Annotated in this window: 15 protein-coding genes; 10 read left to right on the top strand and 5 right to left on the bottom strand. The window is 67.8% G+C overall.

Annotation, left to right across the window (positions count from 1 at the left end; genetic code table 11):
* Nucleotides 1-6: 6 nt before the first annotated feature.
* The 5 genes from ACRCUN_RS19885 to ACRCUN_RS19865 are packed head-to-tail and all read right to left on the bottom strand — an operon-like array spanning nucleotide 7 to nucleotide 4,047.
* Complete coding sequence (locus tag ACRCUN_RS19885; protein WP_462143353.1) at nucleotides 7-576, bottom strand: tripartite tricarboxylate transporter TctB family protein; 570 nt, start codon at nucleotides 574-576, stop codon at nucleotides 7-9.
* On the bottom strand, nucleotides 573-1,565 hold the full coding sequence (locus tag ACRCUN_RS19880) for a tripartite tricarboxylate transporter substrate binding protein (RefSeq protein WP_462143352.1): 993 nt from the start codon (nucleotides 1,563-1,565) through the stop codon (nucleotides 573-575). Before ACRCUN_RS19880 ends, ACRCUN_RS19885 begins: the two co-directional genes overlap by 4 nt.
* A gap of 12 nt (nucleotides 1,566-1,577) precedes the next feature.
* Complete coding sequence (locus ACRCUN_RS19875) at nucleotides 1,578-2,036, bottom strand: PaaI family thioesterase (RefSeq protein WP_462143351.1); 459 nt, start codon at nucleotides 2,034-2,036, stop codon at nucleotides 1,578-1,580.
* Nucleotides 2,033-2,827 (bottom strand): enoyl-CoA hydratase-related protein, encoded by a 795-nt coding sequence (locus ACRCUN_RS19870; RefSeq protein WP_462143350.1) that lies wholly within the window; start codon nucleotides 2,825-2,827, stop codon nucleotides 2,033-2,035. Before ACRCUN_RS19870 ends, ACRCUN_RS19875 begins: the two co-directional genes overlap by 4 nt.
* Entirely contained in the window at nucleotides 2,824-4,047 is a 1,224-nt protein-coding gene (locus tag ACRCUN_RS19865; protein WP_462143349.1) for a CaiB/BaiF CoA transferase family protein, read from the bottom strand. Before ACRCUN_RS19865 ends, ACRCUN_RS19870 begins: the two co-directional genes overlap by 4 nt.
* Nucleotides 4,048-4,191: 144 nt before the next feature.
* Between ACRCUN_RS19865 and ACRCUN_RS19860 the strand changes: the two genes are divergently transcribed.
* From ACRCUN_RS19860 to ACRCUN_RS19815, 10 genes are all read left to right on the top strand, one after another.
* A complete protein-coding gene (locus ACRCUN_RS19860; protein WP_462143348.1) occupies nucleotides 4,192-5,043 on the top strand; it encodes an IclR family transcriptional regulator in 852 nt (283 codons plus the stop codon).
* Nucleotides 5,044-5,093: 50 nt separating this feature from the next.
* Entirely contained in the window at nucleotides 5,094-6,143 is a 1,050-nt protein-coding gene (gene argC / locus ACRCUN_RS19855; protein WP_462143347.1) for an N-acetyl-gamma-glutamyl-phosphate reductase, read from the top strand.
* Nucleotides 6,140-7,369, top strand: coding sequence for a bifunctional glutamate N-acetyltransferase/amino-acid acetyltransferase ArgJ (gene argJ / locus ACRCUN_RS19850; RefSeq protein WP_462143346.1), 1,230 nt, complete (start codon nucleotides 6,140-6,142; stop codon nucleotides 7,367-7,369). The genes argC and argJ overlap by 4 nt, the downstream gene beginning before the upstream one ends.
* Complete coding sequence (argB, locus tag ACRCUN_RS19845; RefSeq protein ID WP_462143345.1) at nucleotides 7,366-8,244, top strand: acetylglutamate kinase; 879 nt, start codon at nucleotides 7,366-7,368, stop codon at nucleotides 8,242-8,244. The genes argJ and argB overlap by 4 nt, the downstream gene beginning before the upstream one ends.
* Nucleotides 8,241-9,413, top strand: coding sequence for an acetylornithine transaminase (locus ACRCUN_RS19840; RefSeq protein ID WP_462143344.1), 1,173 nt, complete (start codon nucleotides 8,241-8,243; stop codon nucleotides 9,411-9,413). The genes argB and ACRCUN_RS19840 overlap by 4 nt, the downstream gene beginning before the upstream one ends.
* Complete coding sequence (gene argF, locus ACRCUN_RS19835) at nucleotides 9,410-10,333, top strand: ornithine carbamoyltransferase (RefSeq protein ID WP_462143343.1); 924 nt, start codon at nucleotides 9,410-9,412, stop codon at nucleotides 10,331-10,333. The genes ACRCUN_RS19840 and argF overlap by 4 nt, the downstream gene beginning before the upstream one ends.
* Nucleotides 10,290-10,835 (top strand): arginine repressor, encoded by a 546-nt coding sequence (locus tag ACRCUN_RS19830; RefSeq protein WP_462143342.1) that lies wholly within the window; start codon nucleotides 10,290-10,292, stop codon nucleotides 10,833-10,835. The genes argF and ACRCUN_RS19830 overlap by 44 nt, the downstream gene beginning before the upstream one ends.
* Nucleotides 10,836-10,854: 19 nt before the next feature.
* Nucleotides 10,855-12,054: an argininosuccinate synthase gene (locus ACRCUN_RS19825; protein ID WP_462143341.1), complete on the top strand. Its 1,200-nt coding sequence runs from the start codon at nucleotides 10,855-10,857 to the stop codon at nucleotides 12,052-12,054.
* A gap of 83 nt (nucleotides 12,055-12,137) precedes the next feature.
* Entirely contained in the window at nucleotides 12,138-13,550 is a 1,413-nt protein-coding gene (argH, locus tag ACRCUN_RS19820; RefSeq protein ID WP_462143340.1) for an argininosuccinate lyase, read from the top strand.
* Between the two features lie 22 nt (nucleotides 13,551-13,572).
* Nucleotides 13,573-14,438 (top strand): alpha/beta hydrolase (locus tag ACRCUN_RS19815; RefSeq protein WP_462143339.1); only part of this gene is annotated, 866 nt, incomplete at its 3' end.

Here is a 14,438-nt window from a genome sequence, read left to right as displayed (position 1 = left end):
CGCTCCTCAGCCGATCGGCAGAATGCCCTGCGGCAGACCGGCGTTCAGGCCGGTCTCGAATGCCAGGTACAGCAGGACGGGGACGGCGACCGCGATGATCAACGCGCGGACGTGGTGTTCACGGTCGAGGAACCACAGGGTCACACCGAGGAACAGCACACCCGACACCGCGGCGCCGAGGATGCCGAACAGCGCGACGAACGCGGTCGCGGCGACGACGAACGCGACGAGCGCGAGCGGGTGGCGGCCGACGTCGGGTTCGGCGGCCTCGTCGGCGGCCTCGGCCGCCGACGAAGGCTTTTCGCTTGGCCGCGAGAAGAACTCGCGGATCAGAGCGATCGCGGTCACCGCGATCGCCGTGACGCCGAGGATCCGGGGAAAGAACCCGGGGCCGATACGCCCGGCGACGGTGCGCCACTCCATGCCCATCGCCATCTCGGTGTAGAACGCGAAACCGATCAGCAGCACACCGAGGAACGCCAGCTTGGGCCAGTTGTGCACGCGCTTGTGCCGAGGGGTCGAAGCCACCGGGGCTGACACGTTCAGCTGTGTTGTCGCGGGCGTCGTGGCCGTCATAGCGCGCCCTGCTCTTTCAGCGTGGACTCGAATTCGGCCGTGGTCTTGTCGAGGTAGGTGGTGAAGTCCGCACCCCAGCGCTCGTCACGGGTGAGGTGGTTGTCGGCGAGGAACTTGGCCCACTGCTCACTCTTGACCACCTGCTGCATCGTCTTGATCCACCAGTCCCGTGCGTAGTCGGGTGCGTCCGGGGGGAGGATCAAGCCGCGCGGCATGGACGGCAGGTCCGTCATGCCCTTTTCTTCACCGGTCGGAACGTCGGGCAGTGCCGCGAGCCGCTCGTTTCCGGTGAACAGCAGTGGCCGCATGTCACCGGACTCCACCTGTCCCAGGATCGAACCGGGGTTGGAGATCATCGCGTCGAGTGCACCTGACAGCAGCGACGTCTGGACCTGGCCCTCCTCGTTGTAGGGCACGTACTCGATCTCGTAGCCGGCGTGTTCGGCGATGATCGACTGCAGGATGAAGTCGACGTTGACCGTGCCGATTCCACCGACGACGACGGTGCCCTTGTTCTTGGCGTAGGCGACCCAGTCCTCGAACGTCTTGACGTCGCTCTTGCCGTCGACGAGCAGCAGTGCATCGTCGGTGGCGAGCAGACCCACGTGGGTGAAGTCCTTGTAGGTCCAGCCCGGATTGGCCTGCAGCGGGGTCGTCAGGAACGAACCCGACGTGGTGGACACGTCGTAGCCGCTTCCGCGATTGCTGAGCAGGTATCCCCACCCGGTGGCGCCGCTTCCGCCTTCCCGGTTCTCGACGGAGATGTCGGCGGGGTAGAGGTTCTCCTCCTGGATGACCTGGACGAGCTTGCGCGCCATCAGGTCGTTGCCGCCACCCGGGCCGAATGCGATTGTCCAGTCGAGGTTCTCGGACGGATAGCTTTCGGCGGACTCGCCGCCGCTCCCGGCGCCGCTACAGGCCGACAGCACCAGAGCGGTGGCAGCGACCAGCGCGGCGAAGATGCTTTTCGGCCTACTCTTCAGTCGCATGGTTGTTTCTCCTCATTGAGATTGAGTGGTGGGGTGGCGGAACCAGGAGCCGTTGGCTGTCGCGACAAGCCGCCCGGCGTCGTCGTGCATGCGAGATTCCAGCTGGACGACGCGGCGACCGCCGTGAACGATCCGTCCGGTGCAGCTCACGTCGGAGGTGACCGGGCGCAGAAATCTCATCTGCATCTCGATGGTCGAACCGGCGGACAGGTAGCGATTGCACGCATGGCCCATCGAGATGTCGAGCACCGTGGACAGCACGCCCCCGTGCACGCCGCCGCCGGCGTTGCACAGATGGTGGGCGAACGGCAGGTGCACGGTGCAGGACTGTTCGTCGTCTTGGTAGGCGATCGACAGTCCGAGGAAGTGAATCAGGAAGTACTGACCGAACTTCGGCTCGGCGACCTCGGCCGCGTAGCGGGCGGCCGCGACCGGATCCGCGGTGGTGCGCAGTGGGTCGGTTGTGGTCATGACCAGGTGAACCTCGGCGGGCGCTTCTCCAGGAACGACCGCACGCCTTCGGCGTAGTCGTCGGTGTCGAACGACGAATTGCGGATGTCTACGGTGACTTCGTCGTCGGCGCTCTGCCCGCCGAGCACGAGTTCGACGATCCGCTTCGACGACCGCACGCTGAACTGTGCGCGGGTGGTGACGAGGCGGGCGAACTCGTAGGTGTGCTTCTCCAGATCCTCGGCAGGCACGAGCTCGTCGATGAGGCCGAGGCGCAGGGAGTCGTCGGCGTAGATGTGCTGACCGGAGAACAGGATCCACTTCGCGCGGGACGGGCCGACGACGTCGACGAGGCGCTTGGTGGATTCCAGGCTGTAGACCAGACCGAGCTTGGCCGGCGTGATCCCGAAGCGGGACCGTTCGTCGGCGAATCGGAGGTCACAGGCCAGTGCCAGCCCGCAGCCTCCACCGATGCAGTAGCCGTGCACCATCGCGATGGTCGGTTTGGTGCAGCCCTCGACGGCATGCTCGGCAGCCGCGACCTGCTCGTTGTAGGCCTTGGCCGATTCACTGTTGCCGCGCACCTGCTCGAACTCGCTGATGTCGGCGCCGGACGCGAAGCTTCGCGTGCCCTCGCCGCGCACGACGACAACCTTGACCTCCGGATCGGCATCGAGTTCTGCGAACACCTCGGGGATGCGCTGGTACATGCCGAGCGAGATCGCGTTGTGGCTGTCGGGATTGCTCAGTACGACGGTGGCGATGCTCGGGGTCTCGGTGTCGCGCTCGACGCGAATGGTTTTGTCGCTCATGCGGATCGTCCTTCCTGAAGTTCTGGGTGGGCGTCGTAGAGGATGCCGTCGGAGAACAGGCGGTCGATCTCGTCGCGATCGACGCCGAGTTCCGCCAGGACGGATGCAGTGTGCTGTCCCAGCCAGGGCGCGGGGGAGCGCACGCTGAAATCGAGCTCGGAGAACCTCGTCGGCGGTGCGATGGTCCGCATCGGGCCGATGATCGGGTGCTCGAGGTCGACGATCATGCCGCGGGCCTGCACGTGCGGGTCGTCGAGGGTCTCGTCGTAGGTCAGCACCGGGCCGCCAGGTACGCCGGCGGAGTCGAGCCGGTCGACCCACGCGCTCGTCGGAAGGGTGGTGGTGATGGCCTCGATCTCCGCTTCGAGTTCGTCGAGATGTGCCATCCGGGCCGGCAGATCGACGAAGCGGCGGTCGTCGGCCCAGTCCGGTCGCTTGAGGACGTCGTTGATGAGCCGCAGCCACAGCCGATCGGTGTTGGCCCCGATCGTGACGTAGCCGTCGGCGGTCCGATACGCCTGGTACGGGGCGGAGCGACGGTGCCGGGTGCCGGTCTGCGCCGGCATCTCGCCATCGCCGAAGTAGGCCCCCGACTCCCACACCGTCCATGCCAGCCCGGCGTCGACGAGTGAGATGTCGATGTACTGCCCGGAACCGGTCTGCCGCCGGTTCAACTCCGCGGCGAGGATCGAGTAGATCGCGGTGGCGCCCGCGGCGATGTCGTTGATCGCGATGCCGACCTTGGTGGGCTTGCCGTCGGGATGCCCGGTCATCCGCAGGAAGCCACCGATGCCCTGGGCCATGATGTCGAACCCCGGCCGGTCCCGGTAGGGGCCGGTCTGCCCGAATCCGCTGATCGAGCAGTACAGGATGTCCTCGCGCAGCGCGCGCAGCGCGTCGTAGTCGATGCCGAGGCGCGTCGCGACTCCGGGCCGGAAATTCTCGATCACGAGGTCGGCTCCGGCCGCCAGCTCGAGGAACAGTTCCCGGCCGCGCTCGGACTTGAGGTCGAGAGCCACGGACCGCTTGCTTCGGTTGGGCATCGCGAACGGATAGCTCTCGCCGTTCACCTTCGGTGCCATGCGCCGTGAATCGTCGCCCGTGCCGGGCTGCTCGATCTTGATGACGTCGGCACCGAGTTCGGCCAGAACCATCGTGCAGTAGGGACCCGACAGAAATCTGGTCAGGTCGAGGACTCGGAATCCGCTGAGTGGTCGCATTGATCCTTCCCGCATTGTGGGATATGTTTTGCGCTGTGCGGAAAGGTTACGGCCGTGACTGAAGTCACGTCAACCCCAACGTGCGATACGTGTCACTGACCGAAGGGTGGAGTCCCTCTCGGCGCCGGGCGGAAGGAGTGGAAGATGTTGGGCGTGACGACGGGCGGGGAAATGGGTGGGGACCGGGCCGAACCCAGGCGAAACGGGGTGCAGTCGATCGACCGCGCAGTCGCGATCCTGCGGTGTTTCGACGGGCGCAGACCCGAGCTCGGCATCAGCGAAATCGCTCGCTCGACGGGACTTTCGACCAGCACGGTGCACCGCTTGCTCGCCGCGATGCAGGAGAACCACCTGATCAGGCAGACCGGGACGAAGCGCTACGGGCTCGGCCCGTTCCTGCTGCAGCTGGCCAACTCGGGCGCCATGCCACGCACGCTGCGGGAGGCCGCCCTGCCGTTCATGACCGAGCTTCGCGACGAGTTCGACGAGACCATCGGACTGCACGAGCTACTGCAGTCCGGGCAACGGATCGTGGCAGCCCAGGTCGAGAGCCATCAGGAACTGCGCCGCACCTACACCGATATCGGCGTGCCCATCAGGCTCGCGTACGGCGGGCCGGGTAAGGCGATTCTGTGCGCGCTTCCCGACGCCGAACGGGCACGCCACCTCGCCGAGCCGATCGATCAGCTGACACCGAGCACGGTGACCGCTCGGGCCGACATCGAGCGTGAGCTCGTCGAAACGCGCACCCGTGGCTATGCCGAATCGAACGGGCAACGCACCGTGGGCATCTGCGCGGTGGCGGCACCGGTGTTCGACCACACGCAGCGGGTGGTCGGTGCGGTCGGCGCGTCGGTTCCCGCGGTGCGGATGAACCCGGAGCGGATGGCTGAGATCGGCTGCCGGGTGCGGGAGGTGGCCTGGCGGTTGTCGACGGCGCTCGGGGCGACCGCCGACGGTGTGCACGAGCTCGTGCCGGACCTCACGCTGGGCTGAGCGCTTCCGTTTGCCCCGATATTAATGAGTTTGCGTTCGCATGCATAACAATGCAGAATCGCTGCATGACATCTGTAGCGGTGGCGGGCGCCAGCGGTTATGCGGGTGGCGAGATCCTGCGGTTGCTCCTCGGCCACCCCGCCTACGCCGATGGCCGGCTGACCATCGGAGCGCTGACCGCGGCGTCCAGCGCGGGCACGAGCCTGGCCGAACACCACCCGCACCTGCTGCCACTGGCGTCGCGGGTGCTGGAGAACACCGACGTGTCGGTGCTCGCCGGCCATGACGTGGTGTTCCTGGCGCTGCCGCACGGACACTCGGCGGCCCTGGCCGAGCAACTCGGCCCCGACACCCTGATCGTGGACTGTGGCGCGGACTTCCGGCTCACCGACGCATCCGACTGGGAGCGGTTCTACGGCTCGGCGCACGCCGGCAGCTGGCCGTACGGGCTGCCCGAACTGCCCGGTGCGCGGGACCGGTTGCGCGGCGCGAAGCGGGTCGCGGTGCCTGGTTGCTATCCGACCGCCGCACTCCTGGCCATGCTGCCCGCAGTTGCCGCCGACCTTGTCGAGCCCGCCGTCACCGTGGTGGCCGTCAGCGGCACGTCGGGGGCGGGCAAGTCGGCCAGGGTCGATCTGCTCGGTTCTGAGGTCATCGGCTCCGCACGCGCCTACAACGTCGGTGGCACGCATCGGCACACGCCCGAGATCGCGCAGGGCTTGCGGGCCGTCACGAGCAAGAAGGTGACCGTCTCGTTCACGCCCGTGCTCATCCCGGCATCCCGCGGAATCCTTGCCACGTGCACGGCGCGGACATCGGCCACCACGTCGGAGATCCGGGCGGCCTACGAAAAGGCCTATGACGCAGAGCCGTTCATTCACTTGCTGCCCGAAGGTCAGCTACCGAAGACCGGATCGGTGATCGGCAGCAACGCCGCCCAGCTCGCCGTGGCCTTGGATGTTGAAGCGCAGACACTCGTCGCGATCGCCGCGATCGACAATCTGGTGAAGGGCACCGGTGGCGCGGCGGTGCAGTCGATGAACCTCGCGCTGGGCTGGCCGGAGACCGAAGGACTGTCGATCGTGGGGGTGGCACCGTGAGCTCGCAGGCGACGTCGGACACCAAGCTGGTCCGTACGCAGGGCGTGACCGCACCGGCGGGATTCCGTGCCGCGGGCATCGCCGCCGGTATCAAAGCGTCCGGTGCTCACGACCTCGCGCTCGTATTCAACGAGGGGCCCGACTACGCCGCGGCCGGTGTGCTGACCCGCAACAAGGTCAAGGCCGCACCGGTGTTGTGGACTAAGCAGGTGCTGACCACCGGCAGGTTGCGCGCCGTCATCCTGAACTCCGGTGGTGCCAACGCCTGTACCGGCCCGCTCGGTTTCCAGGACACCCATGCGACTGCCGAGGCTGTGGCCGCCGCCCTGAGCGACTGGGGCACCGAGACCGGCGCGGTCGAGGTGGCGGTGTGCTCGACGGGCCTGATCGGTGACCGGCTGCCGATGGACAAGATGCTGGCCGGGGTCACCGAGATCGTGCACGAACTCGCTGGCGGCCTCAGCGGCGGTGACGATGCCGCCCGGGCCATCATGACCACCGACACCGTGCCGAAACAGGTTGCGCTGCACCATTCCGTGGCCTCGGGGGAGAACTGGACGGTGGGCGGCATGGCCAAGGGCGCTGGCATGCTCGCGCCGTCGCTGGCCACCATGCTGTGCGTGCTCACGACGGACGCGGTCGCAAGCCCCGAAGCCCTCGATACGGCGCTGCGCCGCGCCGCCGCGCTCACCTTCGACCGGCTGGACGTCGACGGTAGTTGCTCGACCAACGACACCGTGTTGTTGCTGGCGTCCGGGGCGAGCGAAATCGCGCCGAGCCAAGCCGATCTCGACGCCGCGGTGCTGCGGGTGTGCGACGACTTGTGTGCCCAGCTGCAGGCCGACGCCGAAGGTGTCACCAAACGCGTCACGGTCACCGTCACCGGCGCGGTTTCCGAGGACGAGGCACTCGTCGCGGCCCGCACGATCGCGCGTGACAGCCTGGTCAAAACCGCACTGTTCGGTTCGGACCCGAACTGGGGGCGGGTGCTGGCCGCGGTCGGCATCGCCCCGGTGACCCTCGACCCGGAGCGGATCAGCGTGTCCTTCAACGGTTTCCCGGTGTGCATCGACGGTACCGGGGCTCCCGGAGCGCGCGACGTCGATCTGTCGGGCGAAGACATCGCAGTCGTCGTCGACCTCGCGTCGGGATCGGGTCAAGCCTCCATCCGCACCACGGATCTGTCCCACGGCTACGTCGAAGAGAATTCGGCGTACAGCTCATGAGCACACCAGCCATCGAGCGCGGGGTCAAGGCCCACGTGCTCGCCGCGGCCCTGCCGTGGCTCAAGCAATTGCACGGCAAGATCGTGGTGGTGAAGTACGGCGGGAACGCCATGACCGACGACACGCTCAAGGCCGCGTTCGCAGCCGACATGGTGTTCCTGCGCAACTGCGGCATCCACCCGGTGGTGGTGCACGGTGGCGGCCCGCAGATCAGTGCGATGCTCAAAAGGCTCGGAATCTCAGGCGATTTCAAGGGCGGCTTCCGGGTCACCACGCCCGAGGTGCTCGACGTCGCGCGCATGGTGCTGTTCGGCCAGGTCGGCCGGGAACTGGTCGGACTCATCAACGCCCACGGCCCGTACGCCGTCGGCGTCACCGGAGAGGACGCGCACCTGTTCACCGCGGTCCGGCGCAGTGTGACGGTTGACGGGGTGGCCACCGACATCGGCCTGGTCGGCGACGTCGAGCACGTCAACGCCGGGTCGCTACTGGATCTCATTGCGGCAGGACGCATCCCGGTCGTCTCGACCATCGCGCCCGATGCCGACGGCGTGGTGCACAACATCAACGCCGACACCGCGGCGGCGGCGCTGGCCGAGGCGCTGGGCGCCGAGAAGCTGGTCATGCTCACCGACGTCGAAGGCCTGTACACCAACTGGCCCGACCGCGGTTCGCTGGTCAGCGAGATCGACGCAGCCGCGTTGACGCAGCTGCTGCCGTCACTGGAATCGGGCATGGTGCCCAAGATCGAGGCATGCCTGCGGGCCGTGACGGGCGGGGTCCCGAGCGCGCACGTCATCGACGGCCGCGTCGAACATTGCGTGCTGGTCGAGCTTTTCACCGATGAGGGGACCGGAACGAAGGTGGTGAAATGACCCTGCAGGACCGCTGGCAAGCGGTGATGATGAACAACTACGGCACCCCGCCGCTGGCGCTGGTCAGCGGTCATGGCGCCGTGGTGACCGACGCGGACGGCAAGGATTACCTCGACCTGCTCGGTGGTATCGCGGTCAACCTGCTGGGCCACCGGCATCCGGCGGTCATCGAGGCCGTCACCGCTCAGCTCAACACGCTCGGGCACACGTCGAACCTGTACGCCACCGAACCGGGTATCGCTCTCGCCGAGGCGCTCGTCGGTTATCTCGGCACCGGGGCGCGAGTCTTCTTCTGCAACTCCGGCACCGAGGCCAACGAGGTGGCCTTCAAGATCACGCGGCTCACCGGAAAGACGAACATCGTTGCCGCACAAGGCGCTTTCCACGGCCGGACGATGGGCTCGCTGGCCCTCACCGGCCAGCCCACCAAGCAGGCGCCTTTCGAACCGTTGCCGGGCAACGTCACTCACGTGCCGTACGGCGATGTGGCGGCACTGCGTGCCGCAGTCGACTCCGACACCGCAGCGGTGTTCCTCGAGCCGATCATGGGCGAGGGCGGCGTGGTCGTCCCGCCGGCCGGCTATCTGGTCGCGGCTCGCGAGATCACCGCCGAACACGGCGCGCTGCTGGTGCTCGACGAGGTGCAGACCGGCGTCGGCCGTACCGGGGCCTTCTATGCCCACCAACACGACGGCATCACCCCGGACATCGTGACGCTCGCCAAGGGCCTCGGCGGCGGATTGCCGATCGGCGCGTGCCTGGCCGTCGGCCCAACGGGTGATCTGCTCACCCCCGGCCTGCACGGCAGCACGTTCGGCGGCAACCCCGTGTGCACCGCCGCCGCGCTCGGCGTGCTCAAGGCGCTCGCCGACGAGGATCTGATCGCCCGCGCGGGGGTGCTCGGTAAGACACTGAGCCACGGCATCGAGGAGCTCAACCATCCGCTCGTCGGCCACGTCCGGGGCAAAGGCATGCTGCAGGGCATCGTGCTGACCGCGCCGTCGGCCAAAGGCGTGGAGACCGCGGCGCGCGATGCCGGGTTCCTCGTCAACGCGGCCGCGCCCGACGTTGTGCGGCTCGCCCCGCCGCTGGTCATCACCGACGGCCAGATCGAGTCGTTTCTCACCGCACTGCCCGCCATGCTCGACACCGCCGTGGAGGTTTCATGATCAGGCATTTCCTGCGCGACGACGATCTGTCGCCCGACGAACAAGCCGACGTCCTGGCATTGGCCGCCGAGCTCAAGAAGGCGCCGTTCTCGCGCCGCCCGCTCGAGGGTCCACGTGGTGTCGCGGTCATCTTCGAGAAGAACTCAACCCGCACGCGGTTCTCGTTCGAGATGGGCATCGCCCAACTCGGCGGTCACGCGGTCGTCGTCGACGGCCGCAGTACCCAGCTGGGCCGTGAGGAGACGCTCGAGGACACCGGTGCGGTGCTGTCGCGCTACGTCGACGCCATCGTATGGCGGACGTTCGCGCAGGAGCGGTTGACGGCCATGGCAAGTGGTGCCGCCGTCCCGATTGTCAATGCACTGTCGGACGAGTTCCACCCGTGCCAGGTGCTGGCCGATCTGCAGACGCTCGCCGAACGCAAGGGCAAGCTGTCCGGTCTGCGCATGGCCTACTTCGGCGACGGCGCCAACAACATGGCGCACTCGCTCATGCTGGGCGGCGTCACCGCGGGTGTCCACGTCACGATCGCGGCCCCGGCCGGCTTCGAGCCCGACCCGCATTTCGTGGACGCCGCGCAGCGGCGCGCCGCCGAGACCGGGGCGTCGGTAACGCTCACCGCCGACCCGCGCGCCGCGGCCGACGGGGCGGACGTGCTGGTGACCGACACCTGGACATCGATGGGACAGGAGAACGACGGGCTGGACCGCGTGCGCCCGTTCCGGCCGTTCCAGGTCAACGCCGAGCTGCTCAAACTCGCCGACCCGGCAGCCGTTGTGCTGCATTGCCTTCCGGCCCACCGGGGCCACGAGATCACCGACGACGTCATCGACGGGCCCCAGAGTGCGGTGTTCGACGAGGCCGAGAACCGCCTGCATGCCCAGAAGGCGCTGCTGGTGTGGCTGCTGGAGAATCGATGAGACCGCGAGTGATACCCACATGACCGCGGCGACCCGAGCCGGCCGGCAGGCCCGCATCGTCTCGCTGCTGTCAGCGCACTCGGTGCGCAGCCAGAGCGAGCTGGCCACGATGCTCGCCGAGGAGGGCATCGAGGTAACGCAGGCCACGCTGTCGCGCGATCTGGAGGAACTCGGCGCGGTGAAGCTGCGCGGCGCCGACGGCGGGGTGGGCGTCTACGTCGTGCCGGAAGACGGCAGTCCGGTGCGGGGCGTCTCCGGTGGTACCGAACGCGTGGTCCGGTTGTTGGGGGAGTTGCTGGTCTCCACCGATGCCAGCGCTAACCTTGCCGTGCTGCGCACGCCGCCCGGGGCTGCGCATTACCTGGCCAGCGCCATCGACCGTGCCGCCCTGCCCTACGTGGTCGGCACCATCGCCGGCGACGACACCATCCTGGTGGTGGCGCGGGAGCCGATGACCGGCGCCGAGCTAGCCAGCACCTTCGAGAACCTGAACCAGAGCTGAATTAAAGGAGATTGCTCACATGTCCGAACGCGTCATCCTGGCGTACTCCGGAGGTCTGGACACTTCGGTGGCGATCAGCTGGATCGGCAAGGAGACCGGCCGCGAGGTCGTCGCCGTCGCCATCGACCTCGGCCAGGGCGGCGAGGACATGGAGGTCGTGCGGCAGCGAGCGCTCGACTGCGGCGCCGTCGAGGCCGTCGTCGTCGACGCACGCGATGAGTTCGCCGACGAGTATTGCCTGCCGACCATCAAGTCGAACGCCCTCTACATGGACCGCTATCCGCTGGTGTCAGCGATCAGCCGGCCGCTGATCGTCAAGCACCTGGTCAAGGCGGCGCGCGAGCACGGCGGCGGCATCGTCGCGCACGGCTGCACCGGCAAGGGCAACGACCAGGTGCGGTTCGAGGTCGGCTTCGCCTCACTGGCACCCGATCTGGAGGTGCTGGCCCCGGTCCGCGACTACGCCTGGACCCGGGAGAAGGCCATCGCGTTCGCCGAGGAGAACGCGATCCCGATCAACGTCACCAAGCGCTCGCCGTTCTCGATCGATCAGAACGTGTGGGGCCGTGCGGTCGAGACCGGATTCCTGGAGCATCTCTGGAACGCCCCGACCAAAGACGTCTACGACTACACCGAAGACCCCACCGTCAACTGGAGCTCACCCGACGAGGTCATCGTCGGGTTCGAGAAAGGCGTTCCGGTATCGATCGACGGCAGGCCCGTCACGGTGCTTCAGGCCATCGAGGAGCTCAACCGGCGCGCCGGCGCCCAGGGCGTCGGCCGGCTCGACGTGGTCGAGGACCGGCTCGTTGGCATCAAGAGCCGCGAGATCTACGAGGCGCCCGGCGCGATGGTGCTCATCACCGCCCACACCGAACTCGAGCACGTCACGCTGGAGCGCGAACTCGGCCGGTTCAAGCGCACGACCGACCAGAAGTGGGGCGAACTGGTCTATGACGGCCTGTGGTACTCGCCGCTCAAGCGCGCGCTGGAGTCCTTCGTCGAGCACACGCAGGAACACGTGAGCGGTGAGATCCGGCTCGTGCTGCACGGCGGGCACATCGCGGTGAACGGCCGCCGCAGCGCCGAATCGCTCTACGACTTCAACCTGGCCACCTACGACGAGGGCGACAGCTTCGACCAGACCTCGGCCAAGGGCTTCGTGCACGTGCACGGGCTGAGCTCCAAGATCTCCGCCAAGCGCGACCTTGGCCTGTAAATCACCGCGAGCGTGCGTGTCTGCTGCGCGACACGCCGCAAATCCCGTGCAAACGCGCACGCTCGCACGGCAGTGAGGGTGACATGAGTACCAACGAGGGTTCGCTGTGGGGCGGCCGGTTCGCCGACGGACCGTCGGATGCCCTTGCCGCGCTGAGCAAGTCGACGCACTTCGACTGGGTGTTGGCGCCGTACGACATCACGGCGTCCAAGGCGCACGCCCGCGTGCTGCACCGTGCCGGGCTGCTCACCGACGAGCAGCGCGACGGCCTGCTCGCCGGTCTCGACAGCCTGGGTGAGGACGTCGCCGACGGCAGTTTCGGTCCGCTCGTCACCGACGAGGACGTGCACGGCGCACTCGAGCGCGGGCTGATCGACCGCGTCGGCCCAGAACTCGGCGGCCGGCTGCGGGCAGGCCGGTCGCGAAACGACCAAGTGGCCACGCTTTTCCGGATGTGGCTGCGCGACGCGGTGCGACGCGTCGCGTCAGGTGTGCTGCAGGTGGTCGACGCGTTGGCCGTGCAGGCCGCCGCCCATCCGACCGCGATCATGCCAGGCAAGACGCATCTGCAGGCGGCTCAGCCGATCCTGCTCGCGCACCATCTGCTCGCGCACGCACATCCGTTGTTGCGCAACGTCGACCGAATCGCCGACTTCGACGATCGCACCGCCGTGTCACCATACGGCTCGGGTGCACTTGCCGGCTCGTCGCTCGGCCTGGACCCCGATGCCATCGCCGACGACCTCGGGTTCGCCACGGCCGCCGACAACTCCGTCGACGCCACGGCAGCACGGGATTTCGCCGCAGAGGCGGCGTTCATCTTCGCGCAGATCGGGGTGGACCTGTCGCGGCTGGCCGAGGACATCATCCTGTGGAGCACAACCGAATTCGGCTATGTCACCCTGCATGACTCGTGGTCGACGGGCAGTTCGATCATGCCGCAGAAGAAGAACCCCGACATCGCCGAGCTGGCCCGCGGCAAGTCCGGGCGACTGATCGGCAACCTGACCGGTCTGCTGGCCACTCTCAAGGCGCAGCCGTTGGCCTATAACCGCGATCTGCAGGAGGACAAGGAACCGGTTTTCGACTCGGTGGCACAACTGGAACTGTTGCTCCCGGCCATCGCGGGCTTGGTGGCCACCTTGACGTTCGACGAGGCTCGCATGGCCGCACTGGCTCCGGCCGGTTACACCCTGGCCACCGATGTCGCCGAATGGCTTGTCCGACAAGGCGTTCCGTTCCGGGTTGCGCACGAAGCCGCGGGTGCCGCGGTGAAGGCGGCTGAGGGACGCGGGGTCGGGCTCGACGAACTCACCGACGACGAGTTCGCCTCGATCAACGTCGCTCTCACCCCGCAAGTCCGCGAGGTGCTCACCGTCGAGGGGTCGGTGAACGCTCGCAACGCGCGCGGGGGGACGGCGCCGATCCAGGTCGCCAAGCAGCTCGGTGTGGTTCGGAACACGATGGAGGACCTGCGGATCCGGCTGCGCCGGTAGGCCCGTACGTACAGTGGCGGACATGACCGAACGGGTGGTGTTCCAGTCCGGTGGGGTCGACTGCGTCGGGTACGTGCGGCGTGCCGGTGATCAGTCGGGGCCGTGCGTTGTGCTGTGCACGGGGTTCGGCGGAACGCAGGACACCCCGTCGGTGATCGCAACCGCCGAGGCGTTCGCGGCGGCCGGATTCCACGCGATGACGTTCGACTACCGCAGCTTCGGCGAAAGCGGCGGGCAGCCACGCCAAGTCGTCAGCATCGCCGGGCAACTGGACGATATCGCGGCCGCGGTCGGTTGCGCGCGCCGCCTCGACCACGTCGACGCCAATCGCGTCGTGCTGTGGGGAACGTCGCTCGGCGGTGGGCACGTGGTTACGTCGGCGGCCCGCGATCCCGCCGTCGCGGCGGTGATCGCTCAGATTCCGTTCAACGGATTCCCCAAGAAGGTCGAGGGTCGCTCGACGGTGTCGACCGTGCGGCTGCTCGGGGTCATGGCCGGTGACTGGCTGCGGGGGATGTTCGGCCTGGCGCCGCACTACATACCCGCGGTGGGAGCCCATGGCGAGCTCGCGGTGATGGCAAGCGCGGACGCCCAGCGTGCCATCGCCGGCTTGACGAGTCCGACCTGGCGTAACGAGGTGGCGCCCCGTGGGCTGATCGAGATGATGCGTTACCGCCCGGGAGATTTCGCGAAGCGGGTGGCGTGCCCGCTGTTGGTCTGCATCGGAACCGCGGACGCCGAGACGACGCCCGAGATGGCGGGCGCACTCGCCGAGGCGGCTCCGTACGGCGAACTGCTCGAATACCCCGTCGCGCACTTCGACTTCTACACCCCGGAAGTCCGGGAGCGGGTGGTCGCCGACCAACTCGCCTTCCTGCGGCGCGTGGT

This window comes from Mycobacterium venezuelense (genome assembly GCF_054919535.1).
Note: the sequence above shows the minus strand (reverse complement) of the source record. Positions and strands in the feature narration are given on the sequence as shown.

Bases quoted from the DNA above. Each gene is read 5' to 3' on its own strand.
- ACRCUN_RS19885 (WP_462143353.1), bottom strand. From the start codon at position 576: ATGACGGCCACGACGCCCGCGACAACACAGCTGAACGTGTCAGCCCCG.
- ACRCUN_RS19880 (WP_462143352.1), bottom strand. From the start codon at position 1,565: ATGCGACTGAAGAGTAGGCCGAAAAGCATCTTCGCCGCGCTGGTCGCT.
- ACRCUN_RS19875 (WP_462143351.1), bottom strand. From the start codon at position 2,036: ATGACCACAACCGACCCACTGCGCACCACCGCGGATCCGGTCGCGGCC.
- ACRCUN_RS19870 (WP_462143350.1), bottom strand. From the start codon at position 2,827: ATGAGCGACAAAACCATTCGCGTCGAGCGCGACACCGAGACCCCGAGC.
- ACRCUN_RS19865 (WP_462143349.1), bottom strand. From the start codon at position 4,047: ATGCGACCACTCAGCGGATTCCGAGTCCTCGACCTGACCAGATTTCTG.
- ACRCUN_RS19860 (WP_462143348.1), top strand. From the start codon at position 4,192: ATGTTGGGCGTGACGACGGGCGGGGAAATGGGTGGGGACCGGGCCGAA.
- argC (WP_462143347.1), top strand. From the start codon at position 5,094: ATGCAGAATCGCTGCATGACATCTGTAGCGGTGGCGGGCGCCAGCGGT.
- argB (WP_462143345.1), top strand. From the start codon at position 7,366: ATGAGCACACCAGCCATCGAGCGCGGGGTCAAGGCCCACGTGCTCGCC.
- ACRCUN_RS19840 (WP_462143344.1), top strand. From the start codon at position 8,241: ATGACCCTGCAGGACCGCTGGCAAGCGGTGATGATGAACAACTACGGC.
- argF (WP_462143343.1), top strand. From the start codon at position 9,410: ATGATCAGGCATTTCCTGCGCGACGACGATCTGTCGCCCGACGAACAA.
- ACRCUN_RS19830 (WP_462143342.1), top strand. From the start codon at position 10,290: ATGCCCAGAAGGCGCTGCTGGTGTGGCTGCTGGAGAATCGATGAGACC.
- ACRCUN_RS19825 (WP_462143341.1), top strand. From the start codon at position 10,855: ATGTCCGAACGCGTCATCCTGGCGTACTCCGGAGGTCTGGACACTTCG.
- argH (WP_462143340.1), top strand. From the start codon at position 12,138: ATGAGTACCAACGAGGGTTCGCTGTGGGGCGGCCGGTTCGCCGACGGA.